The 16668-nt window shown below is 66.4% G+C and carries 14 protein-coding genes; 5 read left to right on the top strand and 9 right to left on the bottom strand.

Annotated features, from left to right (window positions below):
- Window positions 1-80 precede the first annotated feature (80 nt).
- The gene (locus tag KHP16_RS17660; protein ID WP_211960769.1) at window positions 81-1148 is read left to right on the top strand and encodes a LacI family DNA-binding transcriptional regulator; all 1068 of its coding nucleotides are present in this window, start codon (window positions 81-83) and stop codon (window positions 1146-1148) included.
- On the opposite strand, the gene gcvA is transcribed toward KHP16_RS17660, so the two are convergent.
- The gene (gcvA, locus tag KHP16_RS17665; RefSeq protein ID WP_211960770.1) at window positions 1141-2037 is read right to left on the bottom strand and encodes a transcriptional regulator GcvA; all 897 of its coding nucleotides are present in this window, start codon (window positions 2035-2037) and stop codon (window positions 1141-1143) included. The genes KHP16_RS17660 and gcvA overlap by 8 nt on opposite strands.
- Window positions 2038-2185: 148 nt before the next feature.
- Between gcvA and KHP16_RS17670 the strand changes: the two genes are divergently transcribed.
- A complete protein-coding gene (locus KHP16_RS17670; protein ID WP_211960771.1) occupies window positions 2186-3475 on the top strand; it encodes an adenylosuccinate synthase in 1290 nt (429 codons plus the stop codon).
- A 156-nt stretch (window positions 3476-3631) separates the two neighbouring features.
- Here the strand turns inward: KHP16_RS17670 and KHP16_RS17675 are convergent, their stop codons facing one another.
- The 8 genes from KHP16_RS17675 to KHP16_RS17710 all read right to left on the bottom strand — a co-directional run bounded on the left by KHP16_RS17675 (window position 3632) and on the right by KHP16_RS17710 (window position 13047).
- A complete protein-coding gene (locus KHP16_RS17675; RefSeq protein WP_109584650.1) occupies window positions 3632-4636 on the bottom strand; it encodes a Bug family tripartite tricarboxylate transporter substrate binding protein in 1005 nt (334 codons plus the stop codon).
- 10 nt (window positions 4637-4646) lie between these two features.
- Window positions 4647-6644, bottom strand: coding sequence for a hydantoinase B/oxoprolinase family protein (locus tag KHP16_RS17680; protein WP_211960772.1), 1998 nt, complete (start codon window positions 6642-6644; stop codon window positions 4647-4649).
- Window positions 6645-6647: 3 nt separating this feature from the next.
- Entirely contained in the window at window positions 6648-8702 is a 2055-nt protein-coding gene (locus KHP16_RS17685) for a hydantoinase/oxoprolinase family protein (protein ID WP_211960773.1), read from the bottom strand.
- A gap of 112 nt (window positions 8703-8814) precedes the next feature.
- Window positions 8815-9723: a LysR family transcriptional regulator gene (locus KHP16_RS17690; RefSeq protein ID WP_167468516.1), complete on the bottom strand. Its 909-nt coding sequence runs from the start codon at window positions 9721-9723 to the stop codon at window positions 8815-8817.
- Between the two features lie 156 nt (window positions 9724-9879).
- Window positions 9880-10161: a DUF4148 domain-containing protein gene (locus KHP16_RS17695; RefSeq protein WP_211960774.1), complete on the bottom strand. Its 282-nt coding sequence runs from the start codon at window positions 10159-10161 to the stop codon at window positions 9880-9882.
- 134 nt (window positions 10162-10295) lie between these two features.
- The gene (locus KHP16_RS17700; RefSeq protein ID WP_211960958.1) at window positions 10296-11258 is read right to left on the bottom strand and encodes a tripartite tricarboxylate transporter substrate binding protein; all 963 of its coding nucleotides are present in this window, start codon (window positions 11256-11258) and stop codon (window positions 10296-10298) included.
- Window positions 11259-11370: 112 nt separating this feature from the next.
- A complete protein-coding gene (locus KHP16_RS17705; protein ID WP_244835855.1) occupies window positions 11371-12462 on the bottom strand; it encodes a Bug family tripartite tricarboxylate transporter substrate binding protein in 1092 nt (363 codons plus the stop codon).
- A 138-nt stretch (window positions 12463-12600) separates the two neighbouring features.
- A complete protein-coding gene (locus tag KHP16_RS17710) occupies window positions 12601-13047 on the bottom strand; it encodes a winged helix-turn-helix transcriptional regulator (protein WP_115955107.1) in 447 nt (148 codons plus the stop codon).
- Between the two features lie 99 nt (window positions 13048-13146).
- Between KHP16_RS17710 and KHP16_RS17715 the strand changes: the two genes are divergently transcribed.
- From KHP16_RS17715 to KHP16_RS17725, 3 genes are all read left to right on the top strand, one after another.
- Window positions 13147-14400 (top strand): MFS transporter, encoded by a 1254-nt coding sequence (locus tag KHP16_RS17715; protein ID WP_415831223.1) that lies wholly within the window; start codon window positions 13147-13149, stop codon window positions 14398-14400.
- A gap of 77 nt (window positions 14401-14477) precedes the next feature.
- Entirely contained in the window at window positions 14478-15410 is a 933-nt protein-coding gene (locus tag KHP16_RS17720) for a LysR substrate-binding domain-containing protein (protein ID WP_211960775.1), read from the top strand.
- 80 nt (window positions 15411-15490) lie between these two features.
- Window positions 15491-16621, top strand: a complete 1131-nt coding sequence (locus tag KHP16_RS17725) for a DSD1 family PLP-dependent enzyme (RefSeq protein WP_211960776.1) — start codon at window positions 15491-15493, stop codon at window positions 16619-16621.
- Window positions 16622-16668 lie beyond the last annotated feature (47 nt).

Below are 16668 nucleotides of genomic sequence, written 5' to 3' on the forward strand. Positions count from 1 at the left end.
TACCTTGTTACTGGCCCAGCCGGGTCGCCCGCCGTAATCTGCGACAATGCTGGCCGGACGACTTCACGGAACAAGGCGACATGGCTTCGAGTCGGGATCACGTACCTCGCCGCGCGCCCACCGCGCACGATGTGGCCGCGCTCGCGGGCGTCTCGCAGTCGGCCGTGTCGCGCTGCTTCACGCCGGGCGCGAGTATCTCCGAAGAGACGCGGCAACGCGTGCAGGCGGCGGCCGAACAGCTTGGCTATCGTCCGAACCTGATCGCCCGCTCGCTGATCAAGCGCCGCTCGACGATTGTCGGCGTCGTCATCCCCGGTCTCCAGAATCCGTTCTACGCCGCGATGCTTGAGGCCCTGTCCGCCGACCTCGCCACCGCCGGCTATCGCATCCTGCTATTCAACGCGCCCGCCAGCGACACGCCCGATCCCGTGCTCGACGAGATGCTGAACTATCGCGTCGATGCGCTGATCCTGGTTTCGTCGTCGCTGTCGTCGGGCCTCGCCGATGAATGCCAGAAGATCGGCCTGCCCGTCGTGCAGCTCAACCGCACCACCGAACGCAGTACCGTATCCAGCGTGGTCGGCGACAACCGCGGCGGCGCGGAAGCGCTCGCGCGGTTTCTGCTCGCCTGCGAACACGAGCGCTTCGCGTTCATCGCCGGACTGGAGACGTCGTCCACCGGCAAGGCGCGCGAGGCGGCATTCCTCGGCACGCTTGGCGCGGCGGGCAAACCCGTCGCACGCGGCGTCGCCAACTACGTGTTCGAGGAGGCCGAGGCCGTCGCCCGCCAGATGCTCGGCGGCGCCGAGCCGCCCGATGCGATCTTCTGTGCCAGCGACCATATGGCCATCGCCGCGCTGGGCGTGGCGCACACGGAATTCGGACTCGCCGTCGGGCAGGACATTTCGATTGTCGGCTTCGACGATATCCAGATGGCGGCGTGGCCGCAGATCTCGCTGACGACGTTCCGCCAGCCCGTGCGCGCGATGTCTTCCCGTGCGGTCGCCATCATCGAAGCGCAGCTGCAGGGCACCGGGACCGGGCTCAGCGAAGTCGTGCCCGGCGACCTCGTCATTCGCGGCTCCACGCGCATGCCGTCGCACGGCGTTGTCGACCTCGGATACGAGCGCGTCTGGCGCCCTAGCTAGCGGAAAACGCCGCGCCAACCTCCAGCAGCCACGTCACGAATGCGGCGATCGCGGGCTCCTCGCGCCGCGCGTTGTGCACGTAACACCCATAACGCCACGCGGGCAACGCGGGGCGCTCGAACGGGAAGACGAGGCGGCCTTCCCTGACGTCCAGCGCCACCAGCGCGGTGGGCCCCATCGCAATGCCGAGCCCATCGATCGCGGCCTGCAACGTCAGGTAGAAGTGATCGAGCTGCAGCGACTGGCCGCCCGCGAGCTGCGGATTGCCGCACGCCGCGAGCCACTGCGGCCAGAGTTCGGGATAGGTCGCGGTGTGCAGCAGCGTGTGATGCGCGAGGTCCGATACGTCGCGGATCGGATGGGCCTGCAACACCTTCGGCGAACACACCGGCAGGCGCACCTCCGTCAGGAATTCGGTGACGACATAGCCGGCGGGCTGCTGCTCGCCGCCGCGAATGGCTACGTCGAAGGGCTCCCGCACGCGTTCGATGGGCTCGTCCGACGTTGTCAGCCGCACCTCGATCGATGGATGGGACAGCTGGAAGTTCGACAGCTGCGGCAACAGCCAGCGCAACGCGAATGTGGTCGGCGCATTGACGCGGATGACCTGCTGCCGCGTTGCCTTGAGCTGCTCCGCGGTGGCTAGCGCCAGCCGGTCCAGCGCCGCCGATACCTCCGAGAGATAGCGCCGGCCAAGCGGTGTCAGGACCACGCGGCGGCCACGCCGGTCGAACAGATCGTGGCCGAGCCATGACTCGAGCTGCGCCACCTGCCGGCTGACCGCGCCATGCGTGACGGAAAGCTCGTCCGCGGCGGCACTGAAGCTTTCGAGGCGCGCGGCGGCTTCGAAGACGCGGACGGCATTGAGGGGCGGTAGTCGACGTGGCATAGGAACAATAGGGCGCTATGTGAGTTTTCCTGACAAGCACACTGAGTTTATATCGATTTTCATCGTGGCGGATGGCGGCTACATTTCGTCCGCAGGAAACGGCATGACGTCGGACCTGTCTCGTTTAATCACCAGCAGGAGTCGATCGATGTCGAATGTCGTGGTAGTGGGCGCGCAGTGGGGCGATGAAGGAAAGGGACGAATCGTGGACTGGCTGGCGGAGCGCGCGGATATCGTTGCGCGCTACAACGGCGGCCACAATGCCGGCCATACGCTCGTCATCGACGGCAAGACGTACAAGCTCGCGCTGCTGCCGAGCGGCGTGGTGCGCGGCAAGCGCGGCGTCATCGGTAATGGCGTAGCGCTCGATCCGGAGGCGCTGCTTGCCGAAATCGGACGCATGGAGGCGCTGGGCGTACGCATCACGCCGGACCTGCTACAGATCGCCGAGACCGCGACGCTCGTGTTGCCGATTCACCGCGCCATCGACGCCGCGCAGGAACAGCTACGGACGCGCCTGCAGGAATGCCCGCTCGGCACGACGCTGCGCGGCATCGGTCCCGCCTACGAGGACAAGGTCGGCCGCCGGGCGCTGCGCGTTTGCGACCTCGCCAATCCGGAATACCTGTCGGCACGGCTGGACCTGCTGCTCGCGCACCATAACGCGTGGTTCCGCGGGCTGGGGTTGGAAACCTTCGACAAAGCGCCGCTGCTCGGCGCACTGCTCGCCATGGCGCCGAAGATCCTGCCGTTCGTCGGCCGCGTGTGGGAGCAGCTCGACGCCGCCCATCGTCATGGGCAATCGGTGGTCTTCGAAGGCTCGCAGGCCGTGATGCTCGATATCGACTGGGGCAGCTATCCGTACGTCACGTCGTCCAGCACGGTCGCCGCGGGCGCGGCCAGCGGCACCGGCATTGCCCCCTCCCGGATCGGTCATGTGCTGGGTGTCAGCAAGGTCTACGCGACGCGCGTGGGAGAAGGTCCGTTCGTGTCCGAGCTCGACGGCGCCCTCGGCGAACGGCTGCGCGACCGTGGCCGCGAGTATGGCGTCAACACGGGCCGTCCGCGCCGTTGCGGCTGGCTCGATGCGGTACAGCTGCGGCAAGCCGTCAAGGTCGGCGGCATCGACCGCCTGGCGCTGACGAAGCTCGACGTGCTCGATGGCTTCGAGACGATCAGCCTCTGCGTCGGCTATGAACGCGATGGGCAGCGCATCGACTACATCCCGGCGAGCGACGCGGCGCTGGCCGGCGTGCGTCCCGTGCTGCGCGAGTTTCCGGGCTGGTCGCGGCCGACGCAGGGTGCGCGCGCGATGGACGCATTGCCGGCGGAAGCCGTTGCCCTGATCGAGGCGATCGAGGCCGAAGTTGGCGTGCCGGTGACGATGGTCACCACCGGCGCCGAGCGCGACGATGTGGTGCTGCGGAACGTGGAGTGACCTGCGTTATGTGGAGTGACCTACGTTATGGTCGCTTCGGGAATGACGGCCAGGTTCGCGCGGGGTCCTGCATCTGTCGCATGCGCTGGCCGGAATGCAAAAAACCGCATGGCACACAGGTGCCATGCGGAAAGCCCTCACATCAATCGCACGTTCTCAGATCATCTGCACGCCGGCTTCCGTCATCAGCGCCTTCCAGCGTGGCAGCTCGTCGGACAGGAAGGACGCCAGCGCGGGCCGCGTCAGCGGCGGGTACCTGAGGAAGCCCATGTCGTTCACCGACTTCTGGATGCGCTCCTTCGCCAGCGACACGTTCACCTCCCTGTTCAGCAAGTCGAGAATGTCGTCCGGCGTCTTCTTCCGGGCGAACACCGCGTGCCACGATACAAGGTTGTACTTCTCGCGAATCGCGCTCTGGATGGTGGGCATCTGGGGCGCGAACGGCAGCGCCTGATCGCTCGTCACGGCCAGCGCCACGGCGCGTCCCGCCTGAACCATCGGCGCCGCTACCGACCACGCTTCCATCATGAACGTCAGGCGGCCCTCCACCAGATCGCTCGTGATGCGGTTGTCCTTGTAAGGGACGTGGACGATCGAGGGCAGGCCGACCTTCTTGAGGAAGATCGACGCCGCGACGTGCGACGACGTGCCGATACCATAGCTGCCATAGGACGCCGCCTGCTGGTTGCGCTTGAGGTAGTCGATGAGGCCCGTCACGCTCGTGACGCCCGTCTCCTTCCCGACGATCAGCACCAGCGGCAGTCCAACGGTGCGCGCGATCGGGGTGAAGTCCGCGATCGGGTCGTACGGCAGGTTCTTGTACAGCAGCAGGTTGGTCAGGAACGCCGCCGTGGTGTACAGCAGCGCGTGCCCGTCCGGCTGCGCGCGGAGCACGCTGGACGTACCGATGCTGCCGCTGGCTCCCGGCTTGTTCTCCGGAATGAACTTGCCACCGAAGCGCGTGCCGACGTCCGTCATGATCAGGCGGCCCATGTAATCGGTGCTGCCGCCCGCCGTAAACGGGATGACCACATTGACCGGGCTGGTCGGATACTCGACGGCCTTCTCGGCCCAGGCCATCCGCGGCAGGGCCGACGCCCCGCCGACACCGGCCCCGATGGCGGCCATCGCACGCAAGAAATTGCGACGCTGAAAACTCACGACTTTTCCCCTAGAACGTTAGCGTCGGCAGATCCGAATGGCGCTTCGCCAGCTCGGCATAGGCTGCATTGACCTTGGCGGCGCCGCCATCCTCGGCGGTGACACCTACCTCTTCTCCGATGGCAGTGAAGATCGAATTCTTCACGTAATGGCGCCATGTGATGGGCACCTGCGCGAGAATCTTCGTCAGCGCATCGTAGCGGCCGCGCGTCCAGACGGCCTCGAACGCATCGCGCTTCTCGCCATAGCTGAAGTGGGCACCGTCCTTCCACAGCGGGCGGGCGGCACGCAGCACACGCGTCTCGCTTTCGTTCACCGACAGGTCGTCAGTGAGCTCGACACCGTACACCGCGCGCGCGGCCTCGCGGCTCACGAACCCCGCCGCGACGTCGCGCGCCACCGCATGCACGCAGCGTTCGAACGGATCGCCATAACCCCCGCCGCCCGGACCGATGATGCGGAGCACGTCGCCCGGCATGCAGCTGACAACGTCGGAGTTCACGAGATCGACCTCGTTCGGCTGGCCCGGGTTGCGCAGGAACTGCGAATTGCCGCCGGCGTTGCCGCCGAGCACGCCCCAGGTGCTGAAGCGCGTGCGGTTGCGGTTACGCGCGGTCACCACGGAGTTCGGCGAGAACACCTTGAACTCCATGACCATGCCGAGGCCGCCGCGATACCGGCCCGCGCCGCCCGAGTCGCGCACCAGGCCGTACTTCATGACCTTGATGGGCACTTCGGTTTCGATCATTTCGACGGGCGTGTTTTTGAGGAACGAGCGATTGCCGCCGCTACCCTCGGCGCCGTCGTCCGACACCGAACCGCCACCGCCGCCGCTGATCGGCCCGATGGACGCCATGATCAGGCGGCCACGACGATCGTTGGTCTTGACGTTCATCAGCGATGCGCTGCCGGCCGGTGCGGCCGCGAGGCGCTCTGGCAGGGCCTGCTGGAACGCGCCAAGCACGGCCAGCTGCGACACCGCCACGGTCAGGCTGCGCATGCCGCAGGCGGCCGGGGCCTCTGCATTCATCACCGTGCCGCGCGGCAGGATGGCGTTCACGACACGCGACGTACCGGCGTTGAGCACGAGGTGCTCGTTCAGCGTGGCCAGCGTGTAGATCAGCGCGGGCGTCACCAGCGCGTGTTGCGGATGACCGCCCGTCGGCATGTTCAGCGACGAAGCCAGCTGCGGATCGCTGCCGGTAAAGTCCATCGTCAGTGCATCGCCCTTCACGGTCAGCGTGACCGCGATGCGGCACGGGTAGCCGTTCACGGAGTCCTCGTCGGCATAGTCCGCGAAGAAGTACTCGCCGTCGGGAATATCGCGCACGACCTCGCGGGCCTGGCGCTCGGCGTAGTCAAGCAGTTCCGTCTGCGCGGTCTTGAACACCTCCACGCCGAAGCGGCGGATGATCTCGTGAATGCGGCGCTCGCCCGAGTTCATCGCGGCGATATGCGCCTTCAGGTCGCCCCAGTTCTGGTCGGGCGTCCGCACGTTCAGCAGCAGGATGTTCAGCACGTCGTCGTTGAACTTGCCGCCTTCGACGAGCTTGGTCGGCGGAATGCGGATGCCTTCCTGATGCACTTCATTCAGCGATCGCGACAGCGATGCGGGCACCGCGCCGCCAACGTCGGTGTTGTGCACGTGGCCGGCCACGAAGCAGACCAGTTCACCCTCATGGAACACCGGCTTCCACATGTGGATGTCCGGCGTATGCGTGGCCACGAAGCCGCTGTACGGATCGTTGGTCAGGCAGATGTCGCCCTCGCGGTAGTCCTTCACCAGCGGCAGCACGCCTGAGTAGTTAATGCCCGTGTACCACGTCGCGCCGAGGCCCTTCGGCGACGCGAAGGTCTCGCCACCCGGCGTCACCAGTTGCGTCGTGAAGTCCTCCGTTTCCTTGACGAACGAGGAGTGCGCGGTGCGCATCACCGTGTACGCCATCACCTCGGTCGCCGCCGCGCAGTAGTCGGCGAGAATCTGAAGCGTTGCTCGATTGAGTTTCATCGTTTAATCCTGTTGAGCCGGGTTGGACGTGATGCGCAGGTTGCCGAACGCGTCCACGCGAACTTGCATATGCTGCGGAACGAAGGTGGTCGTGTCGTCTTGCGTGACGATCGCCGGGCCCGGGAACGTTTGCTGTGCGCGCAGCTCCGCGCGGCGATACACCGGGGTCTTGCGGCGCGCGCCGTCCGACCACACTTCCACCGTCTTGACCGGATCGGGGCTGCCGGTGCCCTCCGCGATGCGCGGCATGTTCGGCTGCGGCGTCTTGCCGCTGACCACCAGACGCAGGCTCACGATCTGGATCGATGCTTCCGGATCGCTGTGGCCGTAGAGCTTTTCATGCGCGTCGTGGAAGGCCTGGCGAATCGCGGCATAGTCGCCGGACTCGATGGCCTGCTCGTCGATCGTCGCCTCGATCTCGTACGACTGGCCGCGATAGCGCATGTCCGCCGTGTACACGTACTGCTCTTCCCCGCGGTAGTCCTGCTCCTCGCGCAGCCAGTTGATAGCGGTGCGGCGCAGGCGGCGGTATTCGGTCTGCAGGATGCCGACGGTCTCGGGTTCGAGGTCCTCGTACACCGTCTTGATGAAATCGTTCTTGAGGTCGGCGATCAGGCCGCCCATCGCGCTCAGCACGCCCGGCACCAGCGGCACGATGATCTCGGTCATCTCGAGTTCGCGTGCCAGCAGCGCGCCCATCATCGGGCCCGCGCCGCCGAACGGCAGCATGGCCATCGAACGCGGGTCCACGCCGAAACGCGTCACCAGGCCGCTGACCTTGGCGAACATGCCCGACACCGCGATGTTGATGATCGCTTCCGCCGTTTCTTCCACGGTCTGGTTCAGCTGCGTCGCGAGCGTGCCCACGGCGGTCCGCGCGCGCTCGATGTCCACCTTGACCGCGTTGAAGCCGATTTCGCCCTGGCCGACGATGCCGCAGACCGCGAACGCGTCGGTGATGGTCGGGCGCTCGCCGCCGCGACCGAAGCATGCGGGGCCGGGGCTAGAGCCCGCGCTGTCCGGGCCCACCTTCAGCACGCCGAGCGAGTCTACCCATGCAATCGAACCGCCGCCGTCGCCGATCGACGTCACCGACACCGATGGAATAAAGATCTGATGTTCGCCGATGTACTCGCCGATGCCATATTGCGGCTCGCCGTTTACGATCAGCGCCACGTCCGCGCTGGTGCCGCCGATATCGAGGCTCATGCACTCCGGCACGTCGCATTCCTTCGCGACGAACGCGGCGCCAATCACGCCCGATGCGGTGCCCGACAGGATCATCTGCACGCATTCGCGCTTGGCCTGCTCGGCGGTCATCACACCGCCGTTCGACTTGGTCACGCGCGGCTCGGGCTGCACGCCGGCCTGCTTCAGCGCGCGCTGGAACGACGACAGGTAATGCTCGACGCGCGGCTGCACATAACCGTTGATGATCGCCGTGGTGGTGCGCTCGAATTCGCGCACGATCGGCCAGATCTTGGCCGAGCTGAACACGGGCATTTCCGGTGCGAGGCTCTTGATCAGATCGCATGCGGCCTGCTCGTGCGCGGCATTGCGATACGAATGCAGGAACGACACGACCACGCCTTCGGCGCCGGCCTGCTTCGCCAGCGCGAGCGCTTCCGCCACGCTGTCGAGGTCGAGCGGCTCATCGACTTCGCCGTCGCGGAACAGACGTTCCTTGATGCCGAACACCATCTCGCGCGGCACCAGCGGCGCGGGACGCTTCGACAGCAGGTTGAACATGCTGGGCAGCTTCAGGCGGCCAAGTTCCAGTACGTCGCAGAAGCCTTCCGTGGTGAACAGCGCGAGCTTGAGGCCCTTGCGCTGGATGACCGCGTTGACGCCGACCGTCGTGCCGTGCGTGAAGTAGGTGACTTCCGCCGGATCGATGCCGTAGCGCTCGGTCAGCGTCTTCACGCCGGTGATGACTTCCGCGCCCGGCTCATCCGGGCGGGAGAACACCTTCAGCGCCTGGACCTGTAGCGTTTCCTCGTTCAGTACCGCAAAATCGGTGAACGAGCCACCAATATCCACACCAATTCGATAACCCATGATCGTCCCAACAGGTTGATTTCCGTTTGCACAGCGTTTGCTGTCAGGGAAACTGTAGAGACGCGCCGCCGGATCAACAATTGATCCTTTTTCAGACGGCCATTCCAGAAATTCAAAGCCCCTGGAATGCCACGGTATCGAGCAGCCAGCGGCGGAAGGCGGCGATGCCGGGCGCTTCCGTCCGGTCCGGGGAATAGAGCAGGTAGTAGCACTGCTGCGGACGGAAACAGGCATCGGACAGCTTGACGAGCTGTCCGCGCGCGATCGCTTCCTCCGTCAGGTAGTCGGGCAGCAGCGCGCAGCCCAGCCCGCTGACGGCAGCCTGAAATCCGAGCGAGAGGATGGAGTAACGCGGACCGCCGAGGCTATGCCCCTTCTCGTGGCCATGGGCGCGGAAGAACTCGCTCCATGCCTCGGGGAACAGCGACTGATGGAGCAACGGCAGTTCGGCGATCTCCGCCAGCGAGGGCATCTGCTTGCCGTCCAGCAACGACGGCGCGCATACGGGGTATGACTCCAGGCCCATCACGAGATCGCTGCCATAGCGCGCGGGCGGATTCGCATTCGTGACGATGGCCACGTCGAGCCCTTCCTCGTTGAGGTCGGGAATGCCCGTCCGCGTCGTGATGTTCAGCGTGATGTCGGGATAGTGCTTCGCGAAGTCGGAAAGCCGCGGCAGCAGCCAGAACGATGCAAACGAGGGCACCACCGACAGATTGAGGCTGCCAGCCTCGCCACGCATCGACATCAGGTCGGCGGTGGCGTCGTCGAGGTCGTCGATGATGCGCGTGACGCGCCGCAGGTATTCCTTGCCCGCGACCGTCGGCACCACGCCGTTGGGCGTGCGCTCGACGAGCTTGAGGCCGACGAAGGATTCGAGTTCCGAGACCTGCTTGCTGACCGCGCTCTGCGTCAGGGACATCTCGCGCGCGGCGAGCGTGATGCTGCCCAGGCGGGCCGTCGTCGCGAACGCGATCAGGTTCGAGATTGCCGGCAGGTTGCGTCGGCCAATGCGTTTCATCGGGTCAAATCGTATGTCATCGATCCGGAAGCGCAGCATCCAGAACTTTGAGGGGGCGTCATGGAAACATCAGCCGGGAATGTAGCATCGGCGCCTGGCGTCGCTCAAGCGCGGCATGCGAATCCAGCCCGGCAGGCGTCACCCGCCCCGTGCCGATCAACCTCCGCTCGACGATGGCGGTGCCGTCGCAGGCACCGTTGTGGCGCGCAGCCGCTGATACTCGGCGAGCTGCTTCTGCAATGAAGGGTCGAAGAACGGCGGCGCGCCGTCGCCACGGTACCGATTGCGCAGGCCCGCCTTCTCCCATGCCTCGAGATCGGCGCGGACTTCTTCGCGCGTAAGGCCGCGCGGCGCACCTTGATAGGGCGGATCGGCCGCTAGTGCGGCGGCCGGCGCGAGCGCGCTGGCCAGCAACGTGACGGATATCAGGCGCTTCATGTCTGCTCTCCCCGCCGGCACCCGACTGCCGGCAAACGACATCGACGATATGACGAGCATCTCCGGAGCAAGCATAGGCGCTATCGGAAAACTACCTCCGGCAACCGCGCAACGTTTCACGAGAATTCACGCGGCTACTCCAGCTTCACCCCGGCCTCCTGCACCACTTTGTGCCAGCGCACCAGTTCGGTGTCGATATGCACGCCGAGGGCCTCGGGCGTCGAACCCACCGGCTCGTAGCCGTTCGCCGCGATCTGCGCGCGCAAATCGGGCAGCGTCAGGACGCTTGCGATCTCCGTACTGAGCTTGTCCACGATCGCGCGTGGCGTGCCCGCGGGCGCAAGGATCGCGTACCAGCCATTGATATCGAAGCCCGGCACGCCGGCTTCCGCGAGCGTCGGCACGTCGGGCGCCAGGGCCGCGCGCTTGCTGCTGGTGACGGCCAGCGCCGTCATGCGACCCGCGCGAATCTGGGGCATCGATGTGGAAATGCTGTCGAAGGTCAGCTGGATATCGCCGGCCAGCATCGCGTTGACCACCTGCGCGCTGCCCTTGTACGGCACGTGCGTCATCTTCACGCCGGCCATCGCGTCGAACAACTCCCCGGCAAGATGACCCGTGTTGCCATTGCCCGCCGAACCGAACGTGATCTTGCCCGGTGCGGCCTTCGCGGCGGCAATCAGCTCCGGCACGGTGCGCGCCTTCAGCGACACGCTGCCTGCCAGAATCAGCGGCAGGTTGGCAACGAGCGAGACCGGTGCGAAATCCCTGCGTGTGTCGTAGGGCAGCTTCGGATAGAGGCTCGGATTGATCGCATGCGCGGCCAGCACCATGATGAGCGTGTAGCCGTCCGGCTTGCTACGTGCCAGCGCCTGCGATGCGATGGTGCCACCAGCGCCGGGGCGATAGTCGAGCACGATCGGCTGGCCGAGCTTCTCCTGCAGCTTGGAGCCGAGCGGCCGCGCGAGCAGGTCGGCACTGCCGCCGGGCGGATAGGGAATCAGCAACTGGATCGGCTTGGCGGGCCAGGCATCGGCAGCCGTGGCCGTCGGGACGGTCACGATCGTCGCGGCGGAGACAGCGCCGATGGCCGCCATCGCCAGCATCGCTTGCCGCCGTGTCAGTGGAACTGCTTCCGTTGGCTCCCGCTTTGGCATCGGCTTGGTCATCGTCCTCTCCTCTGGCTGTCGCGACGCAGTTTCGATGCGCCTATTGCAACGGAATGCCCGTGTCCTTGACCACGCGCGCCCAGCGCTGGCGCTCCTGATCGATGAACTGACCGAAATGCTGCGGCGTGTCGCCGCCCGCCTGACCGCCGAGTTCGGCGAGCCGGGTCTTGATCTGCGGCTCGGCCAATGCCGTGGACGCGGCCTTGTACAGCTGGTCGATCGCGGCAGGCGGCGTTCCCGCGCGCGCCACCAGTCCGAACCACGCCGTCACCTGAAAGTCGTCGTAGCCGGCCTCCTTCATCGTCGGCACGTCGGGCAGCTCGGGCACGCGCGTCGCGCTGGTGACCGCCAGCGCCCGCAGCTTGCCGGCCTGTATCTGCGGCAGAGAGCTTGGCAGGTTGTCGACCATCATCGTCACCTGTCCGGCGACGAGGTCTGCCACGGCCGGCGCGGCGCCCTTGTACGGCACGTGGATGATGTCGAGGCCCGCGCGCTTCTTGAACAGTTCCCCGGACAGATGCACGGACTGCCCGGTGCCCGACGAGCCGAACGACAGCTGACCCGGTTGCGTCTTCGCATACGAGACCAGTTCCGCCACGTTGTGCGCGGGCACCTTCGGGTGGACCACGAGGACATTGGGCACCGACACGACCAGCGTGATGGGCGTGAAATCCTGCGGCTTGTAGGGGAGCTGCTTATACAGCGCGTAGTTGATCGCGTTCGGGCCGATATTGCCCATCATCAGCGTGTAGCCGTCGGCAGGCGCCTGCAGCAGCGCCTGCGAGCCGATGATGCCCGCCCCGCCCGCGCGGTTATCGACGACGACAGGCTGCCCGAGGATCTCGCTCATGCGCTTGCCGACGAGCCGGGCGGCGATATCGGTGGTACCGCCGGCCGCGGCGGGCACGATCAGGCGGATCGGACGATCGGGATAGGCCGCGTGCGCGCCGCCGGCTATGGCGAGCGCCAGTAATGACGCGGCGATATATGACGCGGCGACATATGACGCGGCGATATATGGCGCAGCGATATGTGTGAGTCGCCCCGTGGATACCCGGCCCGGTCTCCATACCGAGGACGATCGGAGCGTCCATGCGGCGGCCCGGCGCGCAGCGCCCATCGCTGTGGTCATACCTGTCTCCTGTCCGGCATGGTTCCAACGTTCCGCTGGCAACGCCGTATTGTTTTATGGCGTGTTCACGATAGGCCACGCCGGGAGACAAGGGAATTCTTGTTTCCGAAGACTAGTCTTCGGGTTCGTGAAAGGAGATCACCCGACCTTCCTGACCTCGGTAGCGGCTGGCGCGATCACCGAGCCATCTTTGGCCAGCGGCTGCATGGGCGGCACGGGCCTCCCGGTGCGTTTGTCGATCAGCACCGAATGGGGCTCGCCGCGCGAAAACAGATGACGCTCCCCCCATTGACGCAGGGCCACGACGACAGGGAACAGCCGCTCGCCGGCGGGCGTCAGCACGTACTCGAGATAGGACGACCCGTCCGATGCCGGCTGCGTCTCGAGAATCCCCGCCTCGACGAGCTTCTGCAGCCGATCCGTCAGGATGTTCCGCGCCATGCCGAGCCCGCGCTGGAAATCCCCGAAGCGCCGGACGCCATCGAATGCATCGCGCACGATCAGCATCGACCAGCGGTCGCCGACGATGCCCAGCGAACGGGCGACGGGGCATGGGTCTTCACTGAGGGGGCGGGATCGGGTCATGACTGCGCTCGGGATGGAGTGGTTGCATTTTAAAACTGGTCGGCATAGCATTCAACCAGTTTCGTTTTGCAACTACTTCTGGACACCGAACGATTTGCCATGACGCACCCTGCCGCCCCTGCCGATCCAAACGATTGCCCTGCCTTGCCGTCTCCGCCGCCCATCGAGGGCGCGACGATGCCGCGCGCGCTCCTGATGCTCTTTGCCGTGGCAAGCGGACTCAGCGTTGCGAACGTGTATTACGCCCAGCCGCTGCTGGACGCCATCGCGCGCGATCTCGGCATCGCCGAGGCCGCGGTGGGTGGCGTCGTCACGATGACGCAGATTGGCTGCGCGCTCGCGCTCGTGCTCCTCGTTCCGCTTGGCGATCGTCTCGACCGCCGGCGGCTGATGATGGCGCAGCTCGCGGCACTGGCGATCGCACTGGTCGCGGTGGCCGCCGCGCGCACCACGCCGCTGCTCTACGCGGGCATGATCGCCGTCGGCATGCTGGGCACCGCGATGACGCAGGGATTGATCGCGTATGCCGCGAGCACGGCCACCGGCGACCTGGCTCGTGAACAGGGCCGCATCGTGGGCGCCGCGCAAAGCGGTGTCTTCATCGGGCTGCTCGGCGCCCGAGTGTTCTCGGGCGCCATTGGCGACCTGGCGGGCTGGCGCGGTGTCTATCTCGTCTCCGCATTGCTGATGCTTGCGCTCGCGGTGCCGCTATGGCGATCGCTGCCCCGGCTGCCTGCGGCTCGTGTCGCACCGTCCTTCACTGACCTTTTGGTTTCCATGCTCGGGCTTCTGCGAGAGGAGCGCGTCCTGCGGCAGCGCGGCCTGCTCGCGCTCGTACTCTTCGCGGCGCTGAATATCTTCTGGAGCGCGCTGGTCCTGCCGCTGAGCGCGCCGCCGTTCTCGTTTCCGCACACGGTCGTCGGCGCCTTCGGTCTGGTCGGCATCGTCGGCGCGCTGGCCGCCGCGCGCGCGGGGCACTGGGTGGACAGCGGGCACTCCGCCCGCACGACTACGGTTGCGCTGATTGTGCTGCTGCTTGCGTGGTGGCCTCTGTCCTGCCTGGAGGGTGCATCGAAGCCCATCGCGCTTGCCGCGCTCGTGCTTGGCATCGTGCTGCTCGATGCCGCCGCGCAGGCGCTGCACGTCACCAACCAGAGCCTGATCCTGCGCAACCGCCCGGAGGCGGCGGGCAGGCTCATCGGGCTGTACATGCTGTACTACGCCGTGGGCAGCGGGCTCGGGGCGATCGGCAGCACGATGGCGTATGCGCGAGGCGGATGGCTGGGGGTCTGCGCCCTCGGCGCCGGCGTCAGCGCGATCGGACTCGTGCTGTGGAGCCTGCGTCGCCGCTGATAAGCATTGGCCTCCATACCGCAAGTTCGTGTTTAATGGCGGAATCCATCGGCATTTAGTCCAGCTTAAGTCCCGCCATGCTCAGCCTTGACGATCTGCGCCTGATTCGCGCTGTCGGCGCATCCACTTCGCTCGCCGCCGCCGCGCAACTGCTCGACCTGACGCCGCCAGCGGTGACCGTTCGTCTCCAGCGCATCGAGGCGAAGCTGGGCGTGCGGCTGGCGGCACGGCAGTCGCGCGGCATTTCGCTGACGGACGAGGGTCATCGCCTGCATCAGGAGGCGATCGAACTGCTGGACCGCATGGAAGCCCTGCCCGCACGCATCTCGGGCGACGAGGGCGAGATTCGCGGCAAGCTGCGCATCGTGGCGCCGTTCGGCTTTGGACGGAAGCACGTCGCGCCGGTCGTACGCGACTTCCATCGCCAGCATCCGGAGCTCGAGATCTCGTTGCATCTGTCGGAGAGCCCGCTGTCCGATGCATCTGGCGCGGATCTGTTGATCACGATCGGCAAGCTCAAGTCGTCGTCGTGGGTCGCCCATCCGATCGCGCCGAACGAGCGCATTCTGTGCGCGAGCGCGGCCTATGCGCGGCGGTTGGCCGACCTCGCGCATCCATCGGACCTCGTACGCCATAGCTGCCTGTGCCTGCGCGAAAACGAGGAAGACGTGACGCGCTGGCGCTTCCTGCCGGGCAATGGCAGGCAGGCCGATGCGCGCAAGGCGGTCACGATCCGCGTGCCGGGCACGCTATCCTCGAACGACGGCACGATCATCTCCGACTGGGCGCTCGCGGGCCTCGGCATCGTCGAGCGATCCGAGTGGGATGTGGCCCCACTGATCGCCACGGGCAGGCTCGTCCGCCTGCTGTCGAACTGGAGCTTGCCGCCGGCCCCGGTCACGGCACTGCTGCCATCGCGTACGGGCGTCTCGCTGCGGCAGCGCACCTTCCTCGACGCGTTGCGCGCGGCCATGTCGCCGCCACCGTGGCGCAGCATTAAATCGCGCTAAATGAAGCATTCACCGAGCATTAATCACGGCGGACCGACGACCGCCTATAGTGTCGTCATTCGCAAGAGATCCCTGCCGCCATGCGCTTCGACAACCTCAACACCCCCGCCGCCCTGATCGACCTCGACCGCATGCAGCGCAACATCGCGCGCATGCAGTCGCGCATGGACGCACTCGGCGTCCGGTTTCGCCCGCACGTGAAGACGACGAAATGCCGCGAAGTCGCCGAGGCGCAGATTGCCGCCGGCGCCCGGGGCATCACCGTCTCGACGCTCAAGGAAGCCGAGCAGTTCTTCGACGCGGGGGTCCGCGACATCGTCTACGCCGTCGGCATGGCGCCGACCAAGCTCGCGCAGGCGCTGGCCCTGCGCCGCAAGGGCTGCGACCTCAAGATCGTCGCGGACAGCGTGCAGACCGCGGAAGCCATCGCGGCGTTCGGGCAGGCGCAGGGGGAAGTGTTCGACGTGTGGATCGAAGTCGACGTCGATGGCCACCGTTCGGGCATTCCACCCGAAAGCGGCACGCTGCTAGACGTGGGTCGCGCGCTCGTGTCTGGCGGCATGCGGCTCGGTGGCGTGATGGCGCATGCGGGCTCGAGCTACGACTACGACACGCACGATGCGCTCGTGAAGATCGCCGAGCAGGAACGCGCGGGCACCGTGCTGGCGGCGGAACGCCTGCGCGCGGCGGGCCTGCCCTGCGACGTGGTGAGCATCGGCTCCACGCCGACGGCGCTGACCGCGGAACAGCTGGCCGGCGTCACCGAGGTGCGCGCGGGCGTGTACGTGTTCTTCGACCTCGTCATGCACAACGTGGGCGTGTGCGAGACCTCGGACATCGCGCTGTCCGTGCTGACGACCGTGATCGGACATCAGACGGAAAAGGGCTGGGCCATCGTCGATTCGGGATGGATGGCGATGAGCCGCGACCGCGGCACGCAGGGCCGGCGGCGCGACTTCGGCTACGGTCAGGTCTGCTCGGAGGACGGCGACGTCCTGGACAGCTATGTCATCAGCGGTGCCAATCAGGAGCACGGCATCGTGTCGCGCGCGGGCACACCCGATCTGTCCATCGCCGACACCTTCCCGATCGGCACGAAGCTGCGCATCCTGCCGAACCACGCCTGCGCGACGGGCGCGCAGCACCCCGAATACCAGGCCGTTGGCGCGGATGGCTCCGTGCGGACATGGCCTCGGTTCTACGGCTGGTGACCTACGGCTGGTGATCGACGGCTGGTGATCCACGGCTGGTGACGTCC

The organism is Cupriavidus plantarum (genome assembly GCF_905397285.1).
Classification (GTDB): domain Bacteria; phylum Pseudomonadota; class Gammaproteobacteria; order Burkholderiales; family Burkholderiaceae; genus Cupriavidus; species Cupriavidus plantarum.

Bases quoted from the DNA above. Each gene is read 5' to 3' on its own strand.
- KHP16_RS17660 (WP_211960769.1), top strand. From the start codon at position 81: ATGGCTTCGAGTCGGGATCACGTACCTCGCCGCGCGCCCACCGCGCAC.
- gcvA (WP_211960770.1), bottom strand. From the start codon at position 2,037: ATGCCACGTCGACTACCGCCCCTCAATGCCGTCCGCGTCTTCGAAGCC.
- KHP16_RS17670 (WP_211960771.1), top strand. From the start codon at position 2,186: ATGTCGAATGTCGTGGTAGTGGGCGCGCAGTGGGGCGATGAAGGAAAG.
- KHP16_RS17680 (WP_211960772.1), bottom strand. From the start codon at position 6,644: ATGAAACTCAATCGAGCAACGCTTCAGATTCTCGCCGACTACTGCGCG.
- KHP16_RS17685 (WP_211960773.1), bottom strand. From the start codon at position 8,702: ATGGGTTATCGAATTGGTGTGGATATTGGTGGCTCGTTCACCGATTTT.
- KHP16_RS17690 (WP_167468516.1), bottom strand. From the start codon at position 9,723: ATGAAACGCATTGGCCGACGCAACCTGCCGGCAATCTCGAACCTGATC.
- KHP16_RS17695 (WP_211960774.1), bottom strand. From the start codon at position 10,161: ATGAAGCGCCTGATATCCGTCACGTTGCTGGCCAGCGCGCTCGCGCCG.
- KHP16_RS17700 (WP_211960958.1), bottom strand. From the start codon at position 11,258: ATGGCGGCCATCGGCGCTGTCTCCGCCGCGACGATCGTGACCGTCCCG.
- KHP16_RS17705 (WP_244835855.1), bottom strand. From the start codon at position 12,462: ATGACCACAGCGATGGGCGCTGCGCGCCGGGCCGCCGCATGGACGCTC.
- KHP16_RS17710 (WP_115955107.1), bottom strand. From the start codon at position 13,047: ATGACCCGATCCCGCCCCCTCAGTGAAGACCCATGCCCCGTCGCCCGT.
- KHP16_RS17715 (WP_415831223.1), top strand. From the start codon at position 13,147: ATGACGCACCCTGCCGCCCCTGCCGATCCAAACGATTGCCCTGCCTTG.
- KHP16_RS17720 (WP_211960775.1), top strand. From the start codon at position 14,478: ATGCTCAGCCTTGACGATCTGCGCCTGATTCGCGCTGTCGGCGCATCC.
- KHP16_RS17725 (WP_211960776.1), top strand. From the start codon at position 15,491: ATGCGCTTCGACAACCTCAACACCCCCGCCGCCCTGATCGACCTCGAC.